Here is a 22,081-nt window from a genome sequence, read left to right on the forward strand (position 1 = left end):
CATTTTGCCCCTTGCGAAGCCGCGCACGACCAACTAGTCAGGCGCATCAGCCCGGATGTCGGAGCGTAGCGCAGCCTGGTAGCGCATCTGGTTTGGGACCAGAGGGTCGCAGGTTCGAATCCTGCCGCTCCGACCATCGGGACGGAACGGAGACCATGATGTCCGCACGCATTTTCAGCCCTTCCAAGACGGCCATGCAGTCCGGCAAGGCAAAGACCGGCTTCTGGGTGCTCGAATTCGATCCCGAGCAGCCGCGCAAGATCGATCCCCTGATGGGATACACGACGTCCGGCGACATGAAGAGCCAGATCCGCCTGACCTTCGAGACGAAGGAAGAGGCGGTCGCCTACGCAACCCGCAACGGTATCGAGTTTCGCGTCCAGGAACCCAAGGACGCCCGTCGCCGCCAGATTTCCTATGCGGAGAACTTCCGCTACGATCGCAAGATTCCCTGGACGCACTAGGTCAGCCGCTTCAGGTCCCGTAGCTCAGATGGATAGAGCACCGGCCTTCTAAGCCGATGGTCGCAGGTTCGAATCCTGCCGGGATCGCCAGTTCCCCAAATTTCAACCGATCGCCGTTACAGATCGGTTACAGTTTTCGTTCCCGAGCCTTCGCAAATTATTGCCAGCGTTAGAGTCTCGTGCAAGAAAATCTGCACGGCAGGGGAGTTTCGCAATGAACAACCGTTGGCTATTTGGCTTGGAGGCGTGTGCGCCATTGCAATCGGCGCGGGCGTTTTCTGGTCCTTTCTGTGGTCTCCATTGCAATAGGCTCAAGCCGGTGTGCCGACCGTACGATATATATTGAGCGCTTTCGCAATAGTCCCGCTTTGCGTCGTATTCGGCTTGGTTTTCCTCATCAAGGGCGAGCACATCGACTATCGTAATGCCAAGGGGGACAACCTCACGCCGAAGGGTTGGGCTTTATTCGGCGTGATCTTTATTTTTTCGGTGTTAGGCTACTGGTGGTTTCATAACCAGTTTTCCTCTCTCGGCTACCGATAGTCGCGGATAGCGCTACACGGTCACATTCACCGCTGGAGCGGCTGTTTTGCCAGCGTCGTCAGTTCGTTCTCGTCTTCGATGCCAGCCAGATGGTAGCCTAGAATTCGCGACGCGCGCGCCTCGCGTTCGGCATCGCTCTCCCCTGCCCGCGACGTCGCCTGAAAGACCCGTGACAACAAAGCGAGCTGGGCCGGCTTGATGATTCCGGCTTCCTCAGCCTTTCGATAAAGCGGCACGGCCTTCTCCATGGTCACCGCACGAAAGACTATCCTAAAACAGCACGAGCACAACAGACCAAAACTTGCCGCCCGTTACGCGTGACGGTCGTCGACCACTTCCGCCGCGAGCGCGCGCGTGATGCGCGACTTGCGCGCCAGTGCCAGCCTGTCCAGTTCGGCCACCAGCTTGCCTGCCGCCTCCAGCGAGCGCTCCATGCGCTTGACGACATATTGCACGACCGATGGCTCGACATCGACCTGCCGGTCGGCAAAAAGCTTGGTCAGCACGCCTTCGAGAAGCATGTCGTCGGGCGCGCCGATCTCCACGATCGCCGCCGCCTTGAGCCGCGAGGCGAGATCGAGCAGCGTGATCGGCCAGGCGGCTGGCGATGTGCTCGCGGTCAGCAGAAGATGCGTTCCCGATGACCGGACCGCGTTGATCAGATGGAACAGCCCGGCCTCGTCGATCGGCAACGCATCGGCGTCGTCGATCACGACCGGCCCATGCTCGGCAAGATCGAGTGCGGCGGCCGCCAGATGCCCCGGCCTTGGCGAGACCGCTGCGCTCATATCCTGCCAGACCCGCGCGAGATGTGTCTTTCCCGAGCCGGCCGGGCCTACGAGAACCACCACTGGTGCCGGCCAGTCCGGATAATGATCGATCAGGTGAAGCGCCGGCGCGATCGAGGCCGACGGCACGATATCATCGCGGCTCGACGCGGCACGGTGCGCAAGATCGAGCGGCAGTTGCTGCGGGCGCTTTGGAGCCGACATCGCGGCGTCAGAGCGGTTTGCGCGGCGTCTGCGTGCCGCCGTAGAGCGCGGACGCCTCGTAGCGCTCGATCGCAAAGCGCACCAGCACCGCCACCGCCGCCGCAGCCGGCACCGCGACAAGCAGACCGACGAAGCCGAAGAGATAGCCGAAGGCGAACAGCGCGAACATCAGCCACACCGGATGCAAACCCACGCTTTTGCCGACGAGATTCGGCTGGAGAATGTTGCCCTCGATGAACTGTCCGGAGAAGAAGATCGCCGCGACGAGCGCCACCATCTGCCATTCGGGCCAGAACTGAACCAGGGCGACACCGACAGCGAGCACAAGCCCCGTCAGCGATCCGACATAGGGAATGAACGAGATCAGCCCCGCGAACATGCCGATCAGCAAGCCGAAATTGAGCCCGGCGAGCGTCAGACCGATCGCATAATAGGTGCCCAGAATGAGGCAGAGCGTGCCCTGCCCACGCACGAACCCGGCGACGGAATTGTCCACCTCGCGCGCAAGCCGGCGCACCGTGGCGACATTGTCGCGCGGGATCAGTTCGTCGACACGCGCGATCATGCGGTCCCAGTCGACGAGCATGTAGAAGGCGACGACCGGCGTGACGACGAGAAGCCCCACGATATCGATCAGCGCGCGTCCGCCGCTCCACAAGGAACTGAGAAGACCCGTCATGATGTCCGCGCCGCCGGAGAAGATCGAACTGATGCCCTCCTCGAGGCCTTGCGGCTCGATTCCGACGCGCGAGGAGAGCCATTCGATGTCGACGGACGTGACGAGACCGCGCAGCCGCGCGAAATAATCGGGCACGTTCGAGATGAAATCCGCAAGCTGGTTGGCCATGATAGGGCCGACGATGGCAAGCCCTACGACGAGCAGGAGAACGAAGACGATGAGGATCGTCACGGCCGCCCACAGGCGCGAAAATCCGATCCGTTCGAGCCTGTCGGCCACAGGATCGAGGAAATAGGCGAGGATCATGCCGGCGAGAAACGGCAGCAGCACCGACGAAAAGACGACGAGGAACAGAACGAGGACCAGGATCGCCAGAATCCAGAACATGACCTGCATGCGCCAGGACATGCGGGGCTGTTCCGCTGCGGGCGGGATGGGAAGCTTGGGCGATTTCATGGCGGCGATCCGATCGGCTCCGGCGCAAAACAACGACATAGGCGCCGCGAGTTGGCGCGGTCAAGTGGGTGCGCCATGAGCGTGGCGCCTTGCAGTTAAGCGCCGCTTCTGCCAAGAGCGGCACGATCGCGGACGGACAGGCGGAGTTTGACGATGAGCGAGCTGAAAAACGGGCTCACCTATGCCCAGGCGGGTGTCGATATCGACGCCGGCAATGCGCTGGTCGAGAAGATCAAGCCGATGGTGCGCTCCACCCGCCGGCCGGGCGCCGATGGCGAGATCGGCGGCTTCGGCGGCCTGTTCGACCTGAAGGCTGCGGGCTTCACCGATCCCGTCCTGGTTGCCGCCAATGACGGCGTCGGCACAAAGCTCAAGGTGGCGATCGAGGCGGGCATCCACGACACGGTCGGCATCGATCTCGTCGCCATGTGCGTCAACGATCTCGTCGTTCAGGGCGCCGAACCGCTCTTCTTCCTCGACTATTTCGCCACCGGCAAGCTCGATCCCGACCAGGGCGCAGCGATCGTCTCAGGCATCGCGGAGGGCTGCCGGCAGGCCGGCTGTGCGCTGATCGGCGGCGAAACGGCCGAGATGCCCGGCATGTACCGCGACGGCGACTATGACCTTGCGGGCTTCGCGGTCGGCGCGGCCGAGCGCGGCCAGCTTCTGCCGGCCGACGACATTGCCGAAGGGGACGTCATTTTGGGCCTTGCCTCGTCGGGCGTTCATTCCAACGGGTTTTCGCTCGTGCGCCGCATCGTCGAACTCTCGGGGCTCGACTGGTCGGCCAAGGCACCGTTCGACCAGAACCGCACGCTGGGCGAAGCGCTGCTCGAGCCGACGCGCATCTATGTGAAGCCGCTCTTGAACGCGATCCGCTCCACGCACGGCATCAAGGCGCTCGCCCACATCACGGGCGGCGGTTTCCCCGAAAACATACCGCGCGTCCTGCCGAAGGACTTCGCGGCCGAACTCGACCTCGACGCGATCGATCTTCCGCCCGTCTTTTCGTGGCTGGCCAAGACCGGCGGCGTGTCGGCCGTCGAGATGAAGCGCACCTTCAATTGCGGCATCGGCATGATTCTCGTCGTCGCATCGGGACAGGCCGCACAGGTCGCCGCCGTTCTTCAAAAGGAAGGCGAGCGCGTCATGACGATCGGCCGCATCATCGCGCGCCGCGAGACCGGCGTCGTCTATCGGGGGCATCTCGGCCTATGAACGGACTGCCGAAAAAGCGCGTCGCCGTCCTGATTTCCGGGCGCGGCTCGAACATGAAGACGCTTGCAGAAGCGGCCGGTGGGGCACGTTCCTCCTATGAAATCGTCGGCGTCATCGCCGACGTGGCCGATGCTGCCGGGCTCAATCACGCCGCAGCGCTCGATATCGAGGCCAGGGCGCTCCCACGCAAGGATTATTCCGACAAGGCAACCCATGAAGCCGCGATCGACGCGCAGTTGAAGAGCTGGAATGTGGAGATCGTCGCGCTCGCCGGCTACATGCGACTTCTGTCGCCTGAGTTCGTTGGCAAATGGACGGGACGGATGATCAATATCCATCCCTCGCTCCTTCCCCTTTTCAAGGGGCTGGACACCCACAAGCGCGCGCTTGACGCCGGCATGCGGGTGCACGGATGCACGGTGCATTTCGTGACGGCGGAAATGGATGATGGGCCGATCGTCGCGCAGGCCGCCGTGCCGGTGCTGCCCGACGACAACGAGGAAAGCCTGACGCGCCGGGTACTTGCCGCCGAACACCAGCTCTACCCGCTCGCGCTCGATCTCGTCGCGACCGGACGCGCCCAACTTGTCGGCAATCGCGTCGCCTATGACAATCTCGGCACGTCGGGCGGGCGCGGGATCGTCCTCTCGCCGGCCGTCGGCGGCGACGAGCCCGACCTCGAAAGCCTCGCCCGGTTCACGCCTTAGGTCGTTGCGATACCCGAAATCCATGGTAAGATTATTTCCTACCATGGAGAAAATCAATGGCCCCAGTCGAGAAGGTAAGCATTTCTCTGTCGTCCGAACTTGCCACCAGCGTGCGTGATGCGGTTGACACCGGCCGGTACGGCTCCGCCAGCGAAGTCGTCCGGGAGGCATTGCGCGAATGGAAGCAGCGCGAGCCTTTGCGCCGACTGGAAGTCGAACGTCTGCAAAAGGCGTGGCAAGAGGGAATCGAAAGCGGTGCTTCGCGGGCACTCGATATTGAAGAGATCAAACGAACGGCACAAGCCAGGCTGCACGACGACAATCCCAAATGAGGATTGTCCGTACACCGGCCGCCGAAACGGACCTCATCGACATCTGGATTTACATAGCGGCGGACAACATACCGGCGGCTGATCGTCTGCTCGATGCGATTGGTAACCGGATCGAGCAGTTGAAGAGCCATCCCTTTTCGGGCGCGGCACGCCCGGATATTGCGCCGGATGCGCGTCTCTTGCCTATTGGCAATTATGTGGTTCTCTACCGCGTAAGAGCAGACGCCGTAGAGATCGTTCGCGTGGTTCATGGGGCCCGCGACGCATCGGCGTTATTTTAAAGGCCTGACCCACACCTTCGTATCGTGGAACGCGGCGCCGCCATAGGGTGCGGCGGCGTCGGCGCCGACGAGGACGTTGATCCCCTCGCCGCGCTCATGTGCGCCGTTCGGCCAGATGCCTTCGGCGATGACGACGCCGCGCTTGAGGCCGTCGAACAGCTTGGCGTGGAGTACGATTTCGCCCCGTCCGTTGCCGATTTCGACCCGGTCGCCGGTCCCCAGACCAAGCTCGGCAGCGTCGTCGGGGTGGAGGAGAAGTTCCGGCCGTCCTTCGCGCTTTCTCGATGTCGGCATCTCGGTGAACGAGGAATTGAGGAACGAGCGTGCCGGCGACGTCGCAAGCCGGAAAGGGTGCTGCGGATCGGCGCCTTCGATGAGTTCGACGTGATCGGGAAACTCCGGCAGGTCCGCGTAGCGTCCCATCAGGCCGATCGATTTCGGCGGCTTGGCGGGTGCGACCGTCCCCGTCCAGTCCGGCCTGAAGCGGAACTTGCCATCCTTGTGGCCAAAACCATTCAGGAAATGGGCGGTCTCGAAATCGGGCTGCATATCCGCCCAGCGTTCTTCGGCGAAGCTTTCGAACGTGCCGAGACCGCGCTTTTCGAGCATCTTGTCGATATGCTCGCGCTCGGTCAGGCCGAAGCCCGGCAGATCGGCGACGCCGAGGCGCTTTGCCAGTTCCTCGATGACAAAATGGTTGGTCTTCGGGCCTTCCGGCGCGTCGATCACCTTCGGCCCGAGGATTATGTGCTGCTGGCCTCCGCCGCGATAGATGTCGTCATGCTCCAGAAACATGGTCGCCGGGATCACCACGTCGGCGAGCATGGCCGTATCGGTCATGAAATGCTCGTGGACGGCGGTGAAGAGATCGTCGCGCAGGAGGCCCTGCCGCACCAGACGCTGCTCCGGCGCGACATTGGCGGGGTTCGTGTTCTGGATCAGCATTGCCGTAACCGGCGGGCCACCATTCAGCGCCGACGCATCGTTGGTCAGGATCGCGCCGATGCGCGACTGGTCGAGATGACGGATCTTCGGGTCGAGGAAGCGCCGGCCTTCCAGATCGGTCTTGTCGAGCTTGAAGATGTCCGAGTTCGAATGAAATGCGCCGCCGCCCTCATACTGCCACGCGCCTGTGACCGAGGCGACGGACAGGGCCGCGTGCATGTTCACCGCGCCGTTGCGCGAACGGGTGAAGCCATAGCCGAGGCGGAAGAAGGTGCGCTTCGTCTCGCCGACGAGGCGCGCGAAGGTCTCGATCTCATCCACGGAAAGGCCAGTGATCGCCGCCGCCCATTCCGGCGTCTTCGATACCAGATGCGCTTCCAGTCCTTTCGGGTCGTCGGTGTATTTTTCCAGATAGGCGCGGTCGGCGAGACCGTCGCGGAACAGAACGTGCATGACCGCGCAGGCGAGTGCGCCATCGGTTCCCGGCTTCAAAATCAGCGCCAGATCGGCCTGTTTCATCGTGGCGTTGTCATAGACGTCGATGACGACGATCTTCGCGCCGCGTTCCTTGCGCGCCTTGATCGCGTGGGTCATCACATTGACCTGCGTGACCACCGCGTTCGTGCCCCAGATCACCACGCAGTCCGACTTGGCCATCTCGCGCGGGTCGGGACCACGCAGCGCGCCCGCGCCCATCACCCAGCCCGTCCAGGCAAGATTGGTGCAGATCGTGTCGAAGAAGCCGGAATATTTCTTCGCGTGGCGCAGGCGGTGGATGCCGTCGCGCTGCACCAGCCCCATCGTGCCAGCGTAATAGTAAGGCCAGACCGCTTCGGAGCCGTCCTTTGCCTCGGCCGCCTCGAATTTCTCGGCGATCAGGTCGAGCGCGGCATCCCAGCTCGCCTCTTTCCACTTGCCTTCGCCCTTGGCCCCGGTGCGTACGAGTGGCTTCAAAAGACGGTCGGGATGATGGATGCGCTCGGCATAACGCGCGACCTTGGCGCAGATGACGCCATCGGTGTAGCTGTTGTCCTTCGCACCGTGGACACGGCCGATACGGCCATCGATCACCTCGACATCAAGGGCGCAGGTGGACGGGCAATCATGCGGGCAGGCCGAATGGCCGGTGCGGATATTGGCGTGCTGGTTCATGGCCGGACGCTAGCTCAAAACGCGGCCAGCGTGTAGACCGCATCGATGAAATCGACCGGGCCAGAAATTTGAACTATCGTCACATCTATCACGCCGGCAACTTCGCCGACGTCGTCAAGCATGTCGTGCTTGCGCGCACGATCGAATATCTGAAGCGCAAACCCGGCGCGTTCCGCGTGATCGACACGCATGCCGGCATCGGCGTCTACGATCTTTCGTCACCGGAAGCGCAAAAGACCGGCGAATGGCACGGCGGCATCGGCAAATTACTGGACGCCGCTTTTCCCGCCGAGGTCGCCGCGCTTCTGGCGCCCTATCTGGGTGCGGTGCGCGCGGCCAACCTGAATGGCGGCCTGAAATCCTATCCGGGCTCACCGGCAATCGCGCGGCATCTGCTTCGCCCGCAGGACCGGCTGACGGCCATCGAAATGCATCCCGCCGACGCCAGAAGGCTGAAAGAGCGGTTCGCCGGCGACTATCAGGCCCGTATCATCGAACTCGACGGCTGGCTGGCGCTCGGCGCTCATTTGCCTCCGAAGGAAAAGCGCGGGCTCGTCATCGTCGATCCGCCTTTCGAGAAAGAGGGCGAATTCGAGCGCATCGCGGATGGGCTCATCAAGGCGCATAAGCGCTGGCCGGGCGGCACCTATCTGCTTTGGTATCCGATCAAGAACCGGCGCGCGGTCGCCGGCTTTCGCGAGACGCTGCGCAAGGCCGGAATTCCCAAGGTGCTGGACATCGCCTTTTCGATCCGCGCGGCCGGCGTAACGGAAAGCTTCGACGGGACGGGGATGATCGCGGTCAATCCGCCCTACCCGCTCGAAAATGAGCTTGGCGTGATATTGCCCGAGCTTTGCGGCCTTCTGGGCGAAGCGCCGGATGCTTCGTTCGATCTCGAATGGCTTGCCGGCGAGCATGTGCCATCTTGACCGGATTGCGGCGGTGACAGACATTACCGACTCAAACATTGCCACCGGGGGACCCCAAATGGCCAATATGCTTCGCCGCACCGGTGCGGCCTTCTTCACGGCAGCGGCCGTTCTCGTCGGCGCGCTGACGCATCAGGCCGCGGCCGCCGATATGGTGCGCGGCGTCTACGCCGCCGACCCCGGCGTTTGCGGCAATTCGCGCGTGCTCGGCTCGATCAGCTCGAAATTCGGCTATCAGGTGCGCCACGTCCCGAACCTGCCGCAGGTCGGCATATCCGAGTTCCTGAACATCCGCGAGAACCGGTTCCAGCCCTCGCAGCCCGACTGGCCGATCGAGCGCCGCTACTGCCAGGCAAGCGTCTATCTGACCGATGGCTATACGCGTGACGTGTGGTATCTGATCGAGCATCCAATGGGCTTTGCGGGTATCGGCAGCAATGTCGAGTTCTGCGTGCTCGGTTTCGACCGCTGGAAGGTCTATGGCGGGAACTGCCGCGTCCTGCGCTGACCGGCAGTTGCGTTTCGGGCCCGCCGCTCTCGTCGCAGCAACGCTGGCTCTTGCCGCTTGCGGCGATGAATCCGGACAGGACGACAAGCCGTTCGATTTCTACGTGCTCTCGCTCTCATGGTCGCCGAGCTATTGCGCGGCGGAAGGCACGCGGGCTGACCGCCAGCAATGCGATCAGGATCTGGGTTTCGTCGTTCACGGGCTTTGGCCGCAATTCGAGACCGGCTGGCCGGAATATTGCGACGATGACGCGCCCCGCCCATCGCGACGACAGGTCGACGACATCGACGATGTGATCCCGTCTGACGGGCTGATCCGCCACCAATGGCGCAAGCACGGCACCTGTACCGGTCTCGACATCGACGCTTATTTCGATGCGACGCGCGCGGCGCTCGACGCCGTCGCCCTTCCCCGACTGTCGCAGGACCGGCTGCCGGCCGCCTCAATCCGCAGCGTGTTTCTCGACGCAAATCCCGGACTGCCGGAAGACGGCCTCGCCGTGACATGTTCCGACGGGCTTTTGCGGGAGGTTCGGCTGTGCATGACGACGGAGCTGGCGTTTCGGTCCTGTCCCGAAGTCGCGCAACGGTCGTGCCGCCAGTCCGACCTTCGAATTCCGCGCATGTGACCGCATGGCGATTGCCGCTTCGCCATTGCTCGCATAGCTTGTCGCCAACTGATCCACCGGAGGACTTAAATGCCGAGACTGCTCTATTCGCCCGCTTCCCCCTACAGCGCAAAAGTTCGGATGGCGGCCATCCATACCGGCTATGCGGTCAGCGCCGAAACCGTCGACACGAATGCCGATCCCGACGATCTCATCAAAGCCAATCCGCTCGGCAAGATTCCCTGTCTCATCACGGATGACGGTCAGGGAATTTTCGACAGCCGCGTGATCATGCAGCATATCGGGCGGGAGACGGGCAATATTCTTTATCCGCGCAACGCAGCCAAGCGGCTCGAGGCCGAGCGTCTCGAAGCGATCACGGACGGCATCTGCGACTGTCTTCTGGCCCATGTCTATGAGCGCCGGTTCCGGCCGGAGGAAAAAATCCACCTTCCCTGGCTCGAACGCCAATGGTCGAAGGTGACGCGCGCGCTCGACGAGTTGAACGAAAACCCGCCGAAACTGACGAAGAAGACGACGGGCGGGCACATCGCGCTGCGCGCGACGCTCGGCTATCTGGCGCTGCGCTTCGACGGACAGTGGGAGCGTGGGCGCTCAAAGCTGACGCGCTGGGCCAAGCGTTTCGACGAACGCTTTCCCGAACTCGTCGAGGCACTTCCGAAATAAAGCATTCAAGAAAAGAAAAAGGCCGGCGAAATCGCCGGCCTTTTCCGTTCAATCCACGAGTGGATTAGAACTTCACACCAAGACCAACCGTAACGCGGTGGTTGTTGGAGTCTGCATCGAACGCCGGCAGACCCGGCAGTTCGTAGGTCTCGCTGCCGTAGTCCGTGTAGCGGTACTCGGCGCGCGCGAAGACCTGGTCGGTCAGGCGAGCGTCGACACCGGCGCCGACCGTGTAGCCGAGAGCAACGTTGGTGTCGCGCTCGGAGTAGCCCGGAGCTTCCACACCAATGCGCTGACGCTCGGCTGCAAGACCAGCCGTACCGTAGAGCAGGATGTCTTCGGTGACCGTGACGCCGAGACGGCCGCGGATCGAGCCGTCGACAGTCGTGCGCGACGTTACGGTGCCGTCGATGCCTTCAACCGAACCGTCGAGGTTCGAGTAGTTGATGTCGGCTTCCGCACCATAAACGAGCGAGCCGTTCTGGACCTGGTAACCGCCGAAGGCGCCGCCCATCCAGCCGTCGGTGTCGATGCCGACGCCCGGAAGATCGGTCTGACCTTCGAAGCCGTAACCGGCGCTGATACCGGCATAAGGACCGGTCCAGGTGTTGACCGGAGCGATTTCCATCGGAGCAGCCGGTGCCGGCGGCTCCTGATAGACAACGTCGGCTGCGAAAGCCGGAGCCGAGATCATGGCAACGCCGAGAGCGAGAGCGGCGGGACGATAGAAATTCTTCATTCTTGTTACTCCTTAGCGGCGAGAACCAGAACACGGTTCCCGACTTCAAGACTGACGCTGAAACACTTACGGGAGGCAAATCGTTCCCAGCGCCGACCGAGGCGAACATCGTGCCGAAATGCGGCTGAACCCAAACTGAAAAAGGGTGATTACCCGGCTGAAAAATGGCTGGAATGTGACGTTGCAATCATGCCACACTCGCTCCGACCGGTCTTTTAAGCTACTGTTTACCATAGATTTTCACGGATCGTAAATTTTTGCAACCCGATCGCCTGCCAGGACGTTTTATAGGGTTTTGGAAAAGTAACCCTCGCCCTTCTGATCAGGCCCTTAAAGGCCTATATCCGGATGGTCTTTTCCCAAGCGATCCTGGTTGAATGAAGCATATCGATACAAGGGTGGCGCTTGTCACCGGTGGTGCCCGGCGCATCGGCAAGGCAATCGTGACGGATCTCGCCGCACACGGCTTCGCCGTTGCGATTCATTGCAACGGCTCACGCACCGATGCGGACGACCTTGCGTCCGATCTGATCCGGCAAGGCGGGCGCGCGGCGGTCGTGCAAGCGGACCTCGCCGATAGAAACGCCCTGGCCGGCATATTGGCGCAGGCTCAAAAGCATCTCGGCCCGGTCCGGCTGCTCGTCAACAATGCCTCGGTCTTCGAAGACGATGCGGCGAGCGATTTCGACTGGGATGTATGGGATCGCCATTTCGCGGTGCATGTCGAAGCGCCCGCCATGCTTGTCCGCTCCTTCGCGGCGCAATTGCCGAAAGGCGATAAAGGACTTGTCGTCAATCTGATCGATCAGCGGGTCTGGGCGCTCACGCCTCGCTTCTTCTCCTACACGCTGTCGAAATCGGCTCTCTGGGCAGCGACCCGGACCCTTGCGCAAGCGCTCGGACCGGATATTCGCGTCAATGCCATCGGCCCCGGCCCGACCTTGCCCAATTCAAGACAGGACGCGCATGATTTCCAGGATCAGATCGACGCGCTTATCTTGAGACGCGGACCGGACCTTGCCGATTTCGGCGCCACGATCCGTTGGCTTTGGCAGATGGAATCGGTGACCGGCCAGATGATCGCGCTCGATGGCGGGCAGCATCTTGCCTGGGAAACGCCGGATGTGACGGGAGTTGCCGAGTGAAACCGCCCACACCCGAAAAAGGCATTTCCTCGCTCAAGAGAGCCGAGCGGTCGGGGGGCGATGTCGCGGGCTACATGCCCAATGGCGACGAGGATGAGAACGACGGCGACGAGACCGAGGCGGAGCCGGTGCCCGCAAGCGCCGATCTCGGCATTTCGTGGGAAAGCGACCGAGGCGACGCCGAGGGCATGGTCGGCATCGAGGTCATCCAGACACTCGTCAAGCGGCTGCCCAATGCGCCCGGCGTCTATCGCATGATCAATGCCGCCGGCGACGTGCTTTATGTCGGCAAGGCGCGCAGCCTGAAAAAGCGCGTGACGAACTATGCGCAGGGACGCGGCCATACCAACCGGATCGGCCGGATGGTGCGCGAGACGGCGCATATGGAATTCGTCGTCACCCGCACCGAGATCGAGGCGCTGCTGCTCGAAGCGAATCTGATCAAGCGCTTGCGGCCGCGCTTTAACGTTTTGATGCGGGACGATAAATCGTTCCCCTACATCCTTCTGACACGCGATCACCCTTCGCCCGGCATCTTCAAGCATCGCGGCGCGCGCTCGCGTAAGGGCGACTATTTCGGCCCCTTCGCTTCGGCCGGCGCAGTCGGGCGGACCATCAATTCGCTGCAGCGGGCCTTTCTCTTGCGCACTTGCACGGATTCGGTGTTCGAGACGCGCACGCGACCGTGCCTTCTCTACCAGATCAAGCGCTGTTCCGGTCCCTGCACCGGTGAGGTCTCCAAGGAAGACTACGAAGAACTGGTGAACGAAGCGAAGGCGTTCCTGTCGGGCAAGTCATCGAAGATTGTCGCCGAGATTTCAGGCGCCATGCAGACGGCGTCCGCCGAGCTCGATTTCGAGCGCGCCGCGATCTATCGCGACCGGCTGTCGGCGCTCAGCCATGTACAAAGCCATCAGGGCATCAACACGCAAAGCACCGAAGAGGCCGACGTTTTCGCCATCCATCAGGAAGGCGGGCAGAACTGCATCGAGGTCTTCTTCTTCCGCACCGGCCAGAACTGGGGCAACCGCGCCTATTTCCCGAGAGCCGATTCGTCGATCGAGGCACCGGAAGTTCTGGGTGCCTTCCTCGCGCAGTTCTACGACGACAAGCCGGTGCCGCGCACGATCCTCCTGTCCCAAGGCGTCGAGGAGCAGCAATTGCTGGCCGAGGCGCTGGCGACGCGTGCAGGGCGCAAGATCACCGTGATGGTGCCGCAGCGCGGCGAGAAAAAAGACCTGACCGATCACGCGCTTCAAAATGCGCGGCAGACGCTCGGTCGCCGGCTTGCCGAAACGTCGTCGCAGGCGCGTCTGCTGGCCGGACTGGCCGAGACATTCGGGCTGGAGCGGACGCCGCGCCGCATCGAGGTGTTCGACAATTCGCACATCATGGGCACGAATGCGGTCGGCGCGATGATCGTCGCGGGGCCGGAAGGCTTCGTGAAGAACCAGTACCGCAAGTTCAACATCCGCTCGACGGACATCACCCCCGGCGACGATTTCGGCATGATGCGCGAGGTGATGGAGCGCCGTTTCTCGCGCCTCGTGAAGGAACATGGCGTGCCCGACCGCGCGGCAGAGCCAAGCGACGCCGAGGACTTTCCAGCCTGGCCCGACCTTCTCCTGATCGATGGCGGACAAGGTCAGCTATCGGCCGTGCGCAAGATTCTGACCGATCTCGGACTGGAAAACGCCGTCACCACCATCGGCGTCGCCAAGGGCGTCGACCGGGATGCGGGACGCGAACGCTTCTTCATCCCCGGCCGCGAGGCGTTTTCGCTGCCGATGCGCGATCCGGTGCTCTATTTCGTCCAGCGCATGCGCGACGAGGCGCACCGCTTCGCCATCGGCTCACACCGCGCGCGGCGCAAGAAAGAGATGGTGCGCAATCCGCTCGACGAGATCGCGGGGATCGGCCCCGGCCGCAAGCGCGCCCTCCTCCACCATTTCGGGACTGCCAAGGCGGTGAGCCGGGCGGGCGTCGAGGATCTGATGACCGTTTCGGGCATCTCGGCGGCCGTCGCCAAAACAATCTACGACCATTTCCATGAGAAGGGTTGAAGGATAAACTGACGGCGAGCTTGACTTGCCGGTCGAGTATCGCGAGTTTCCGCCGGCCGTTCGGCCCATTCTCTCAACTCCGTTTTTTCAGGGTTTCATGTCAAGCCGCGCCTTCAACGTCCCGAATCTCCTCACTTACGGGCGTATTCTGGCGGTACCGCTCATCGTTCTGTGCTTCTTTCTGGAGGGACGGCTCCAATCGAGCGATTTCGCCCGTTGGTCGGCGCTGACGATCTTCATCGTGGCGAGCATCACCGATTTTCTCGACGGCTATCTCGCCCGCATCTGGAAGCAGACGTCGAATATCGGCCGGGTTCTCGATCCCATCGCCGACAAGCTGCTCGTCGCCTCGATCCTTCTTCTGCTGGCCGCCGACGGCACGATCGCCGGATGGACGCTGTGGGCCGCGATCATCATCCTGTGCCGCGAAATCCTCGTTTCGGGCCTGCGCGAATATCTCGCCGCGTTGAAAGTCTCCGTGCCGGTCACGCAACTCGCCAAATGGAAGACGACGATCCAACTCGTCGCCGTCGGCTTCCTGCTCGCCGGCCCCGCGGGCGACAAGATCCTGCCCTATACGACCGAAATGGGCATCACGCTCCTGTGGATCGCAGCCGTGCTGACGCTCTACACCGGATACGATTATTTCCGCGCCGGTCTGAAGCACTTCGAGGACTGAGATGAAGCTTATTTATTTCGCCTGGGTGCGCGAACGCATCGGCACCGCCGAGGAAGAGATCGAGCTGCCGGCCGAAGTGACGACGGCGGGCGATCTTCTCGCCTTCCTTCAGGCGCGCGGCGAGGGATATGCGGAAGCGCTGCGTGATCCCAAAATCATCCGGGTCGCGGTCAATCAGGAACATGTCGGCCATGACGAACCGATCACCGGGGCACGCGAGATCGCGCTGTTCCCGCCGATGACCGGCGGCTGACAAGATGCCCTGCGCCATCCGCATCGTGGTGCAAGCAGAGCCGTTCGATACGGCGGCGGAAATCGCGACGATCAGGAATGCCGACGCGAATGTCGGTGCAGTCGTGTCCTTCTCGGGCATCTGCCGCGACGAAAGCGGACGGCTCGCAGCGCTCGAACTCGAACATTATCCCGGCATGGCCGAAGCCGAGATCGGGCGCATCGCGCACGAGGCCGTCCAGCGCTGGTCGGTCGACGCGCTGACGGTCATCCATCGCCACGGCAAGATCGTGCCGGGGGACGACATCGTTCTGGTTCTCGCCGCATCGAGCCATCGGCAGGCTGCGTTCGACGCCGCCTCTTTTCTCATGGATTTCCTGAAGACCCGCGCGCCGTTCTGGAAGAAAGAGCATCTGGCAAACGGCAGCGCCGGCGATTGGGTCGATGCGCGCGAAGCGGACGACGCGGCGCGCGAGCGCTGGAAAAGAGATACTGAAAAATAAAAAGCCGCGACATGCGTCGCGGCCAAAATCACTGGCAGATGTCGCTCCGGCCGTCATCCTCGGCCTTGTGCCGAGGATCTGCACACATAGCTAAATCAGCGGGCCGGCAGATGCTCGGGACAAGCCCGAGCATGACGACGAGAGGAGTAGACGCTTCTGCGCCGAAACCGATTCAGCCGACGATTTCGGTGTCGGAGAACCAGTAGCTGATTTCCTGCGCGGCGGTTTCCGGCGCATCGGAACCGTGGACAGAGTTCTCGCCGATCGACAGCGCATGCGTCTTGCGGATCGTGCCTTCGTCGGCATTGGCTGGATTGGTGGCCCCCATGATCTCGCGGTTCTTCAGGATCGCGTTTTCGCCTTCCAGAACCTGAACGACCGTCGGGCCGGACGTCATGCCGTCGACGAGTTCGCCGAAGAACGGACGGTCCTTGTGGACTGCGTAGAAGCCTTCGGCCTCGCGGCGGCTCATCCAGACGCGGCGCGATGCGACGACGCTCAGGCCCGCATCTTCGAGCATCTTGGTGATGGCGCCGGTCAAATTGCGCTTCGTAGCGTCAGGCTTGATCATCGAAAAGGTGCGTTCAATCGCCATGTTTCATCTTTCTAGAATATTTGGGGGAGTTTGTGGTGGGCGCGTCTATACCGGCCAAGCACTGCGATGTGAAGGGCCATTGCGCGGACCTGTTGCCGCCCCGGCGGTTAAGCGTGTAAGCACGGCGCTCATCCTCCGAGCCACCGAAGACGCGTCGATGAAACAGCACTTTTCCATGTTGGCCGCCTATAATGCGTGGGCCAATGGCCTGATCTACGATGCCGCGGGCGAACTCGGCGACGCGGCGCTGTGGGAGGATGCCGGGGTGGCCTTCACTTCGCTCGGGGGAACGCTCAACCATATCCTCGTCGCCGACCGCATCTGGCTGAAGCGTTTCACCGGCCAAGGCGACGCGCCGGCCGCGCTCGACACAATTCTTTTCCGCGACCTGCCGCGCCTGCATGAGGCGCGTAGGGCCGAAGACGACCGGATCGCGGATTATGTCGCCGGACTGACATCGGAAAATCTGCGCGGCCGTTTCTCCTACCTGACCGTCAGCGACATGCGCACGATCTCGCAGCGCCTCGCGCCGGCGCTGGCGCATTTCTTCAACCATCAGACGCATCATCGTGGACAGGCGCACGCGGCACTGACGCGGCTTTCGGGCAAAGCGCCTTCGCTCGACCTCATCGCCTTCCAGCGCAACGAGGCCGGGCGCGCCTTCGCCTGATCATCGGACCTAACGCGACAGTTCCATCGGCGCGCCGGGCATCTGCTCGGAGCGGACCGGGGTGAATACGACGAAGGCGAAAAGCAGGACGCCCGCGAAGGTGATGAATGACGAGGCGGCGACGAACGGCAATGCGCCCGCATTTCCACGCAGGAGCAGATACAACGACGGCACCATGATCGCCACGCCCAGCGTGTAGATGCCGAACTGCACCAGAGCCAGCCGATGCACGGCCTTTTCCCTGTTCAACGCGAAGTAGGTACCGAAAAGCGCACTGGTGACCCAGCCAAGAAGATTGGCGTGCGCATGCGCGCCGATCACATCATGGCTGCCCGAAATGGACATTTGCAGGCCCATTCCGATCCCGATGATGAGAAACAGTGTCGCGGCCTTGAAGTAGAGTTGCGAAACACGCGGCATGACTGACGACCCCTCAAGCGTTTTGGCCGGCATTTTACCGGCGCGGCATCATACGCCTGCGTGCATTGTGCGTCATTCAGGCAAGTGGTCTAGCCAGGTTGGGCGATGGCCCTTGCGCATGGCGCGCCAACGGTTCAAACAGCCTTCATCATGCTTATTCTCGACGACATCTCGCTGCGCATCGCCGGTCGGCTCCTGATCGACCACGCTTCGCTTACCCTGCCCGCCGGCTCCAAAGCCGGCCTTGTGGGGCGTAATGGCACCGGCAAGACGACGCTCTTCAAGGCCATCTGCGGCGATATGCCGACGGAAAGCGGCAAGATCAGCATGCCGAAGAACACCCGCATCGGGCAGGTCGCGCAGGAAGCGCCCGGCACTGAGGAGCCGCTGATCGACATCGTGCTCAAGGCAGATACAGAACGCGCCGCGCTGCTGGCCGAAGCCGACACCGCACGCGACGCCCACCGCATCGCCGAAATCCAGACGCGCCTTGCCGATATCGACGCGCATTCGGCCGAAGCGCGCGCCGCGACCATCCTTGCCGGTCTCGGTTTCGACGAGGCCGCACAGAAGCGCCCAGCATCGGCGTTTTCGGGCGGCTGGCGCATGCGCGTCGCGCTCGCTGCCGTCCTGTTCGCCGAACCGGACCTGCTTCTGCTGGACGAGCCGACCAACTATCTCGATCTCGAAGGCACGCTGTGGCTGGAAAACTACCTGACGCGCTATCCGCACACGGTTCTGCTGATCAGCCATGATCGCGATCTGCTCAATCGCGCCGTCTCCTCGATCGTGCATCTTGAAAACAAGAAGCTGACCTTCTGGCGCGGTGGCTACGACCAGTTCGCGCGGCAATATGCTGAACAGGCGGAGCTTCAGGAAAAATCGCGCGTCAAGCAGGATGCGCATCGCAAGCATATGGAAGCCTTCGTCGAGCGCTTTCGCTACAAAGCGTCCAAGGCGCGTCAGGCCCAGTCACGGCTCAAGGCGCTCGAAAAGCTGAAGCCGATCGAAAGCTTCGCCGGCGAGATCGTGCGCCCGTTCAATTTTCCCGAACCGGAAAAGACGGTCGCCTCCCCCATCGTGGCGATCACGGGCGGGTCGGTCGGCTACCAGCCGGGCAAGGCCGTCCTCAACCGCATGTCGCTACGGATCGACGAGGACGACCGCATCGCGCTTCTGGGTGCCAACGGCAACGGCAAGTCCACCTTCGCCAAGCTGTTGTCCGGCCGGCTCAAGCTGGAAAACGGAACGATGACGATCGCGCCGGGGCTCAAGGTCGCGATCTTCGCACAGCACCAGCTTGACGATCTGCGCCCGGAAGAAAACGCCATCGAGCATGTGCGCCGCCTGATGCCGGATGCGCCCGAAGCGAAGGTGCGGGCGCGCGTCGCCCAGATGGGGCTTGCCACGGAAAAGATGGCGACGCCGGCGAAAGACTTGTCGGGCGGCGAGAAGGCACGCCTCTTGATGGGGCTTGCCGCGTTTGACGGACCGAACCTTCTGATCCTCGACGAGCCGACGAACCACCTCGACATCGACAGTCGCGAGGCGCTGATCCACGCGCTCAACGACTATTCGGGCGCCGTCATGGTCATCAGCCACGACCGGCACCTGATCGAGGCGACGGCGGACCGGCTGTGGCTGGTCAAGGACGGTCATGTCGGGCCGTTCGACGGCGACATGGCCGATTATCGCCAGATCGTGACGGGCGGTTCGTCCGAACGGCGCGAAAAGCGCGAGAGCGACAAGGCGTCGAAGGCGGACAAGCGTCGCGAAGCTGCCCAGCGCCGCGCGGCACTTGAGCCATTGGCCAAGCAGATCAAGGCGACCGAAGGTTTGATCGAGCGCACACGCAAACGCATCGAGGCGCTCGATGCCGAACTCGCCGATCCGACGCTCTACGACCGAGACGCAGGCAAGGCGGCCAAACTCGGCAAGGAGCGTGCCGAACAGTCAGCCGCGCTCGACCGTCACGAAGAAATCTGGCTGACCCTGTCGAGCGAATACGAAGAGAGCATGGCCGCCTGACCGGCTCGAAACGTCGCACGGCGTCAGCCGGGGCAGCGCGTCAGCCGTTCGTCGTTACGCTCCGCGCGGTCGACGAAATTTAGTTCCAGCTTGTCGGTCGCGGGCACGAAACGAACGCGTTCCGTTGCGCTGTCGCCACCGTTCGCGCCGGTACATTCGAGCGTCACGAGCCAACCTTCGCCGTTTGGCTCAGGCGTGGTCATCGCGCATGTCCGGTCGGGCGATTCGAGCTTGCTTTCGCCGATAACGATTGTTCGATTGTTCAATCCGGAACTGCAAAAGGCCGGGTTCGTCGCCCAACGCCCATATATCTGATTGACGCTCGGCTCCGTCGCGACGACGGGAGGCGCGGCCTCGGCGGTCTGCGCGATCGGGCTTTCCGAACCGCAGGCAGACAGCACCAATGGACCAACACTCAATGTGACAACGGACAACAGCTTGTTCATGCCGCTAAAACTCGCGGCTCAGGCCTTGCGTTCCCACCGACGCTCGGGGGTCTGTTGCCAATAGGTTACCGTGTGACCTTTCTGCCGCAGGTCCTTCCAGCTCGCCCGCGCGCGCTGGAGCTGGTCGTCGTCATGTCCGTCGAACATGAAGACGGCACGTTCGTAGGTCGACAGGTCGGGCGGTTCCGCGTTGTCGACCAGAAAACGAATCTGCGCGCCGTTGCCGTTCGCGGTCGTCACGGTGAGCAGGATCGGATTTTCCGGATCATGCTCCGTGCCATCGACCGCATGCGCCAGAAACGAATCGTCGCGATAGGTCCACAAGGCGACGTCGAGCGAATCGCGCCGCTCCTCGCTGGCGCTTTGGACGACCGCCTTCCAGCCGCGCCCTATCGATTTTTCCAAAAGGGACGGAAGCGCCTCTCCAAGCGTCGATTCGGTCAGATGATAGAAGAGGACTTCCGTCACCTCGCGCCTCAGCCTTCGTAGTGATCGCGGACGAGGCGGTCGAGCAGACGCACGCCGTATCCAGATGCCCAGGACTGGCTGATCTCGTTGGCCGGCGAGGCCATGGCAGTGCCGGCGACGTCGAGATGCGCCCACGGCGTCTCCTTGACGAAGCGCTGGAGGAACTGCGCCGCCGTGATGGCGCCAGCATGGCGGCCGCCGATATTCTTCATGTCGGCGTTCTTGGAATCGATCAGCTTGTCGTAGTCCGGCCCCATCGGCATGCGCCAGACCTTCTCGCCGGTCGACTGCCCCGACGCGAACAGCCGTTCGGCCAGTTCGTCATTGTTGGAGAAAAGGCCGGCATGGTGCTGGCCGAGCGCTATGAGGATCGCCCCCGTCAACGTCGCCAGATTGATCATGAAACGCGGCTCGAAACGGTCGTTGCAATACCAGAGCGCATCGGCAAGCACGAGACGGCCTTCCGCATCGGTGTTGAGCACTTCGATCGTCTGCCCGGACATCGACGTCACGATGTCGCCGGGACGCTGCGCCTTGCCGTCGAGCATGTTCTCGACGAGGCCGATGATGCCGACGACATTGACCTTCGCCTTGCGCGCGGCGAGCGCATGCATCAGGCCGGTCACGGCGGCCGCGCCGCCCATGTCACCCTTCATGTCCTCCATGCCGGCGGCCGGCTTGATCGAGATGCCGCCCGAATCGAAAACGACACCCTTGCCGACAAAGGCGACCGGCTTGTCCTTGGCCTTGCCGCCGTTCCACTGCATGACGACGAGCTTGGCCGGCCGTTCGGAGCCCTGCGCGACGCCCAGAAGCGCGCCCATGCCGAGCTTTTCCATATCCGCCGCTTCGAGGATTTCGACCTCGACGCCGAGTTTTTCCAGTTCCTTGGCCTTCGCGGCGAATTCGACCGGGCCGAGAATATTGGCCGGTTCGTTGACGAGGTCGCGCGCAAGAAGAACGCCGCCGGCAATCGCTTCGAGTTCGGCGAACGCCTTCTTCGCTGCCTGAGGGTCGGCGCAGGCGATGACGAACGCGGTTTCCTTGGGCGAATCATCGCCATTGTCGTCCTTGCGGGTCTTGTATTTGTCGAAATTATAGGCGCGCAAAAGAATGCCCATGGCGATGCGTGCAGCATCCTCGGCGGAAGCCTCCACGCTGTCGATGTCGAGCACCACGGTCACGCGCTTGGCCTTTCGGGCCGCGGCCTGCACGGCTCCGCCCAGCTTCAGCCAGCCGCTTTCGTCGAGGGCCGATGGCTTTCCCGCACCGAGGACGACCAGCCGGTCGAGACTCGTGCCGTGCGGCGCGAGGAGATCGGCCGACGTTCCCGACTTTCCCTTGAACGACGCAGCTTCGATCGCGCGCGGCAAAACGCCCTGCGGATCGAATGTCGATGCGGATGCGGGAAGGCCGCCCTCTTCCGCATTCAACAGAACCACGACCCCTTCGGTCTGGGATGACGGCTTGGCGAAGCTGATCGTCGGGCGTTGGGACATGGGCTATCCTTCGGTTCGGGTTGTCTTCGGCCTCGGCAGGCGTTCTTTCTGCGGTAGAGCTTCGGGCCGTTTATTTCAAGGCGGCTTGCGCTGTG

The 22,081-nt window shown here is 62.6% G+C and carries 27 protein-coding genes and 2 tRNA genes; 19 read left to right on the forward strand and 10 right to left on the reverse strand.

Going from position 1 to position 22,081, the window contains the following annotated elements:
- Positions 1–59 precede the first annotated feature (59 nt).
- The 4 genes from GTW25_RS17090 (at position 60) to GTW25_RS17105 (ending at position 1,007) form a co-directional block, all read left to right on the forward strand.
- Positions 60–136 (forward strand) — tRNA-Pro (locus tag GTW25_RS17090).
- A gap of 22 nt (positions 137–158) precedes the next feature.
- Positions 159–464 (forward strand): ETC complex I subunit, encoded by a 306-nt coding sequence (locus GTW25_RS17095; RefSeq protein ID WP_252913428.1) that lies wholly within the window; start codon positions 159–161, stop codon positions 462–464.
- A 13-nt stretch (positions 465–477) separates the two neighbouring features.
- A tRNA-Arg gene (locus GTW25_RS17100) sits at positions 478–554 on the forward strand.
- 252 nt (positions 555–806) lie between these two features.
- Entirely contained in the window at positions 807–1,007 is a 201-nt protein-coding gene (locus tag GTW25_RS17105; protein ID WP_252913429.1) for a hypothetical protein, read from the forward strand.
- Between the two features lie 26 nt (positions 1,008–1,033).
- On the opposite strand, the gene GTW25_RS17110 is transcribed toward GTW25_RS17105, so the two are convergent.
- The 3 genes from GTW25_RS17110 to GTW25_RS17120 all read right to left on the reverse strand — a co-directional run bounded on the left by GTW25_RS17110 (position 1,034) and on the right by GTW25_RS17120 (position 3,134).
- On the reverse strand, positions 1,034–1,255 hold the full coding sequence (locus GTW25_RS17110; protein ID WP_252913497.1) for a hypothetical protein: 222 nt from the start codon (positions 1,253–1,255) through the stop codon (positions 1,034–1,036).
- Positions 1,256–1,318: 63 nt separating this feature from the next.
- Positions 1,319–1,999 (reverse strand): DnaA regulatory inactivator HdaA, encoded by a 681-nt coding sequence (hdaA, locus tag GTW25_RS17115; RefSeq protein WP_252913430.1) that lies wholly within the window; start codon positions 1,997–1,999, stop codon positions 1,319–1,321.
- Positions 2,000–2,006: 7 nt separating this feature from the next.
- Positions 2,007–3,134, reverse strand: coding sequence for an AI-2E family transporter (locus GTW25_RS17120; RefSeq protein WP_252913431.1), 1,128 nt, complete (start codon positions 3,132–3,134; stop codon positions 2,007–2,009).
- A 153-nt stretch (positions 3,135–3,287) separates the two neighbouring features.
- Here GTW25_RS17120 and purM point away from each other — a divergent pair, with 153 nt between their 5' ends.
- The 4 genes from purM to GTW25_RS17140 are packed head-to-tail and all read left to right on the forward strand — an operon-like array spanning position 3,288 to position 5,672.
- On the forward strand, positions 3,288–4,352 hold the full coding sequence (purM, locus tag GTW25_RS17125; protein ID WP_252913432.1) for a phosphoribosylformylglycinamidine cyclo-ligase: 1,065 nt from the start codon (positions 3,288–3,290) through the stop codon (positions 4,350–4,352).
- Entirely contained in the window at positions 4,349–5,059 is a 711-nt protein-coding gene (gene purN, locus GTW25_RS17130; RefSeq protein ID WP_252913433.1) for a phosphoribosylglycinamide formyltransferase, read from the forward strand. Before purM ends, purN begins: the two co-directional genes overlap by 4 nt.
- Positions 5,060–5,115: 56 nt before the next feature.
- Positions 5,116–5,391: a type II toxin-antitoxin system ParD family antitoxin gene (locus GTW25_RS17135; protein ID WP_252913434.1), complete on the forward strand. Its 276-nt coding sequence runs from the start codon at positions 5,116–5,118 to the stop codon at positions 5,389–5,391.
- Positions 5,388–5,672 (forward strand): type II toxin-antitoxin system RelE/ParE family toxin, encoded by a 285-nt coding sequence (locus tag GTW25_RS17140; RefSeq protein WP_252913435.1) that lies wholly within the window; start codon positions 5,388–5,390, stop codon positions 5,670–5,672. The genes GTW25_RS17135 and GTW25_RS17140 overlap by 4 nt, the downstream gene beginning before the upstream one ends.
- Here the strand turns inward: GTW25_RS17140 and GTW25_RS17145 are convergent.
- Positions 5,664–7,769: a molybdopterin-containing oxidoreductase family protein gene (locus GTW25_RS17145; protein ID WP_252913436.1), complete on the reverse strand. Its 2,106-nt coding sequence runs from the start codon at positions 7,767–7,769 to the stop codon at positions 5,664–5,666. The genes GTW25_RS17140 and GTW25_RS17145 overlap by 9 nt on opposite strands.
- Positions 7,770–7,837: 68 nt before the next feature.
- Here GTW25_RS17145 and GTW25_RS17150 point away from each other — a divergent pair, with 68 nt between their 5' ends.
- The 4 genes from GTW25_RS17150 (at position 7,838) to GTW25_RS17165 (ending at position 10,500) form a co-directional block, all read left to right on the forward strand.
- Complete coding sequence (locus GTW25_RS17150; protein ID WP_252913437.1) at positions 7,838–8,698, forward strand: 23S rRNA (adenine(2030)-N(6))-methyltransferase RlmJ; 861 nt, start codon at positions 7,838–7,840, stop codon at positions 8,696–8,698.
- A 58-nt stretch (positions 8,699–8,756) separates the two neighbouring features.
- Positions 8,757–9,206, forward strand: coding sequence for a hypothetical protein (locus tag GTW25_RS17155; protein WP_252913438.1), 450 nt, complete (start codon positions 8,757–8,759; stop codon positions 9,204–9,206).
- A complete protein-coding gene (locus tag GTW25_RS17160) occupies positions 9,178–9,834 on the forward strand; it encodes a ribonuclease T2 family protein (RefSeq protein ID WP_252913439.1) in 657 nt (218 codons plus the stop codon). The genes GTW25_RS17155 and GTW25_RS17160 overlap by 29 nt, the downstream gene beginning before the upstream one ends.
- Positions 9,835–9,903: 69 nt before the next feature.
- Positions 9,904–10,500, forward strand: a complete 597-nt coding sequence (locus GTW25_RS17165; protein WP_252913440.1) for a glutathione S-transferase — start codon at positions 9,904–9,906, stop codon at positions 10,498–10,500.
- Positions 10,501–10,564: 64 nt separating this feature from the next.
- Here GTW25_RS17165 and GTW25_RS17170 read toward each other — a convergent pair whose 3' ends face one another.
- Positions 10,565–11,239, reverse strand: coding sequence for an outer membrane protein (locus GTW25_RS17170; protein ID WP_252913441.1), 675 nt, complete (start codon positions 11,237–11,239; stop codon positions 10,565–10,567).
- A 377-nt stretch (positions 11,240–11,616) separates the two neighbouring features.
- Here GTW25_RS17170 and GTW25_RS17175 point away from each other — a divergent pair, with 377 nt between their 5' ends.
- The 5 genes from GTW25_RS17175 (at position 11,617) to GTW25_RS17195 (ending at position 15,860) form a co-directional block, all read left to right on the forward strand.
- Positions 11,617–12,384, forward strand: coding sequence for an SDR family oxidoreductase (locus GTW25_RS17175; protein WP_252913442.1), 768 nt, complete (start codon positions 11,617–11,619; stop codon positions 12,382–12,384).
- Positions 12,385–12,458: 74 nt separating this feature from the next.
- Positions 12,459–14,447 carry an excinuclease ABC subunit UvrC gene (gene uvrC / locus GTW25_RS17180; protein ID WP_252913498.1) on the forward strand — a complete coding sequence of 663 codons (1,989 nt, stop codon included), beginning with the start codon at positions 12,459–12,461 and terminating at the stop codon, positions 14,445–14,447.
- A 97-nt stretch (positions 14,448–14,544) separates the two neighbouring features.
- Positions 14,545–15,126: a CDP-diacylglycerol--glycerol-3-phosphate 3-phosphatidyltransferase gene (pgsA, locus tag GTW25_RS17185; RefSeq protein WP_252913443.1), complete on the forward strand. Its 582-nt coding sequence runs from the start codon at positions 14,545–14,547 to the stop codon at positions 15,124–15,126.
- Between the two features lies 1 nt (position 15,127).
- Complete coding sequence (gene moaD / locus GTW25_RS17190) at positions 15,128–15,379, forward strand: molybdopterin converting factor subunit 1 (protein ID WP_252913444.1); 252 nt, start codon at positions 15,128–15,130, stop codon at positions 15,377–15,379.
- A 4-nt stretch (positions 15,380–15,383) separates the two neighbouring features.
- Positions 15,384–15,860 (forward strand): molybdenum cofactor biosynthesis protein MoaE, encoded by a 477-nt coding sequence (locus GTW25_RS17195; RefSeq protein WP_252913445.1) that lies wholly within the window; start codon positions 15,384–15,386, stop codon positions 15,858–15,860.
- A gap of 172 nt (positions 15,861–16,032) precedes the next feature.
- Here GTW25_RS17195 and ndk read toward each other — a convergent pair whose 3' ends face one another.
- On the reverse strand, positions 16,033–16,455 hold the full coding sequence (gene ndk, locus GTW25_RS17200) for a nucleoside-diphosphate kinase (protein ID WP_252913446.1): 423 nt from the start codon (positions 16,453–16,455) through the stop codon (positions 16,033–16,035).
- 157 nt (positions 16,456–16,612) lie between these two features.
- Here ndk and GTW25_RS17205 point away from each other — a divergent pair, with 157 nt between their 5' ends.
- A complete protein-coding gene (locus GTW25_RS17205; protein WP_252913447.1) occupies positions 16,613–17,125 on the forward strand; it encodes a DinB family protein in 513 nt (170 codons plus the stop codon).
- A gap of 9 nt (positions 17,126–17,134) precedes the next feature.
- Here the strand turns inward: GTW25_RS17205 and GTW25_RS17210 are convergent, their stop codons facing one another.
- A complete protein-coding gene (locus GTW25_RS17210; protein WP_252913448.1) occupies positions 17,135–17,545 on the reverse strand; it encodes a hypothetical protein in 411 nt (136 codons plus the stop codon).
- Positions 17,546–17,695: 150 nt separating this feature from the next.
- Between GTW25_RS17210 and GTW25_RS17215 the strand changes: the two genes are divergently transcribed.
- The gene (locus GTW25_RS17215) at positions 17,696–19,573 is read left to right on the forward strand and encodes an ABC-F family ATP-binding cassette domain-containing protein (RefSeq protein ID WP_252913449.1); all 1,878 of its coding nucleotides are present in this window, start codon (positions 17,696–17,698) and stop codon (positions 19,571–19,573) included.
- 23 nt (positions 19,574–19,596) lie between these two features.
- Here the strand turns inward: GTW25_RS17215 and GTW25_RS17220 are convergent, their stop codons facing one another.
- Genes GTW25_RS17220 through GTW25_RS17230 form a run of 3 tightly spaced genes read right to left on the reverse strand, consistent with a single transcriptional unit; the run spans position 19,597 to position 21,986 of the window.
- Positions 19,597–20,019 (reverse strand): hypothetical protein, encoded by a 423-nt coding sequence (locus GTW25_RS17220; protein WP_252913450.1) that lies wholly within the window; start codon positions 20,017–20,019, stop codon positions 19,597–19,599.
- A gap of 18 nt (positions 20,020–20,037) precedes the next feature.
- A complete protein-coding gene (locus tag GTW25_RS17225; RefSeq protein ID WP_252913451.1) occupies positions 20,038–20,487 on the reverse strand; it encodes a DNA polymerase III subunit chi in 450 nt (149 codons plus the stop codon).
- A gap of 8 nt (positions 20,488–20,495) precedes the next feature.
- Complete coding sequence (locus tag GTW25_RS17230) at positions 20,496–21,986, reverse strand: leucyl aminopeptidase (protein WP_252913452.1); 1,491 nt, start codon at positions 21,984–21,986, stop codon at positions 20,496–20,498.
- Between the last annotated feature and the right edge of the window lie 95 nt (positions 21,987–22,081).

Source organism: Aliihoeflea aestuarii, assembly GCF_024105665.1.
Classification (GTDB): Bacteria; Pseudomonadota; Alphaproteobacteria; order Rhizobiales; family Rhizobiaceae; genus Aliihoeflea; species Aliihoeflea aestuarii.

Coding starts and splice junctions, on each gene's coding strand:
- GTW25_RS17110 (WP_252913497.1), bottom strand. CDS start 1,255: ATGGAGAAGGCCGTGCCGCTTTATCGAAAGGCTGAGGAAGCCGGAATC.
- GTW25_RS17165 (WP_252913440.1), top strand. CDS start 9,904: ATGCCGAGACTGCTCTATTCGCCCGCTTCCCCCTACAGCGCAAAAGTT.
- GTW25_RS17135 (WP_252913434.1), top strand. CDS start 5,116: ATGGCCCCAGTCGAGAAGGTAAGCATTTCTCTGTCGTCCGAACTTGCC.
- ndk (WP_252913446.1), bottom strand. CDS start 16,455: ATGGCGATTGAACGCACCTTTTCGATGATCAAGCCTGACGCTACGAAG.
- moaD (WP_252913444.1), top strand. CDS start 15,128: ATGAAGCTTATTTATTTCGCCTGGGTGCGCGAACGCATCGGCACCGCC.
- GTW25_RS17205 (WP_252913447.1), top strand. CDS start 16,613: ATGAAACAGCACTTTTCCATGTTGGCCGCCTATAATGCGTGGGCCAAT.
- GTW25_RS17145 (WP_252913436.1), bottom strand. CDS start 7,769: ATGAACCAGCACGCCAATATCCGCACCGGCCATTCGGCCTGCCCGCAT.
- purM (WP_252913432.1), top strand. CDS start 3,288: ATGAGCGAGCTGAAAAACGGGCTCACCTATGCCCAGGCGGGTGTCGAT.
- GTW25_RS17155 (WP_252913438.1), top strand. CDS start 8,757: ATGGCCAATATGCTTCGCCGCACCGGTGCGGCCTTCTTCACGGCAGCG.
- GTW25_RS17210 (WP_252913448.1), bottom strand. CDS start 17,545: ATGCCGCGTGTTTCGCAACTCTACTTCAAGGCCGCGACACTGTTTCTC.
- GTW25_RS17175 (WP_252913442.1), top strand. CDS start 11,617: ATGAAGCATATCGATACAAGGGTGGCGCTTGTCACCGGTGGTGCCCGG.
- GTW25_RS17095 (WP_252913428.1), top strand. CDS start 159: ATGTCCGCACGCATTTTCAGCCCTTCCAAGACGGCCATGCAGTCCGGC.
- GTW25_RS17195 (WP_252913445.1), top strand. CDS start 15,384: ATGCCCTGCGCCATCCGCATCGTGGTGCAAGCAGAGCCGTTCGATACG.
- GTW25_RS17170 (WP_252913441.1), bottom strand. CDS start 11,239: ATGAAGAATTTCTATCGTCCCGCCGCTCTCGCTCTCGGCGTTGCCATG.
- pgsA (WP_252913443.1), top strand. CDS start 14,545: ATGTCAAGCCGCGCCTTCAACGTCCCGAATCTCCTCACTTACGGGCGT.
- GTW25_RS17160 (WP_252913439.1), top strand. CDS start 9,178: ATGGCGGGAACTGCCGCGTCCTGCGCTGACCGGCAGTTGCGTTTCGGG.
- GTW25_RS17230 (WP_252913452.1), bottom strand. CDS start 21,986: ATGTCCCAACGCCCGACGATCAGCTTCGCCAAGCCGTCATCCCAGACC.
- GTW25_RS17220 (WP_252913450.1), bottom strand. CDS start 20,019: ATGAACAAGCTGTTGTCCGTTGTCACATTGAGTGTTGGTCCATTGGTG.
- purN (WP_252913433.1), top strand. CDS start 4,349: ATGAACGGACTGCCGAAAAAGCGCGTCGCCGTCCTGATTTCCGGGCGC.
- GTW25_RS17215 (WP_252913449.1), top strand. CDS start 17,696: ATGCTTATTCTCGACGACATCTCGCTGCGCATCGCCGGTCGGCTCCTG.
- hdaA (WP_252913430.1), bottom strand. CDS start 1,999: ATGTCGGCTCCAAAGCGCCCGCAGCAACTGCCGCTCGATCTTGCGCAC.
- uvrC (WP_252913498.1), top strand. CDS start 12,459: ATGCCCAATGGCGACGAGGATGAGAACGACGGCGACGAGACCGAGGCG.
- GTW25_RS17120 (WP_252913431.1), bottom strand. CDS start 3,134: ATGAAATCGCCCAAGCTTCCCATCCCGCCCGCAGCGGAACAGCCCCGC.
- GTW25_RS17140 (WP_252913435.1), top strand. CDS start 5,388: ATGAGGATTGTCCGTACACCGGCCGCCGAAACGGACCTCATCGACATC.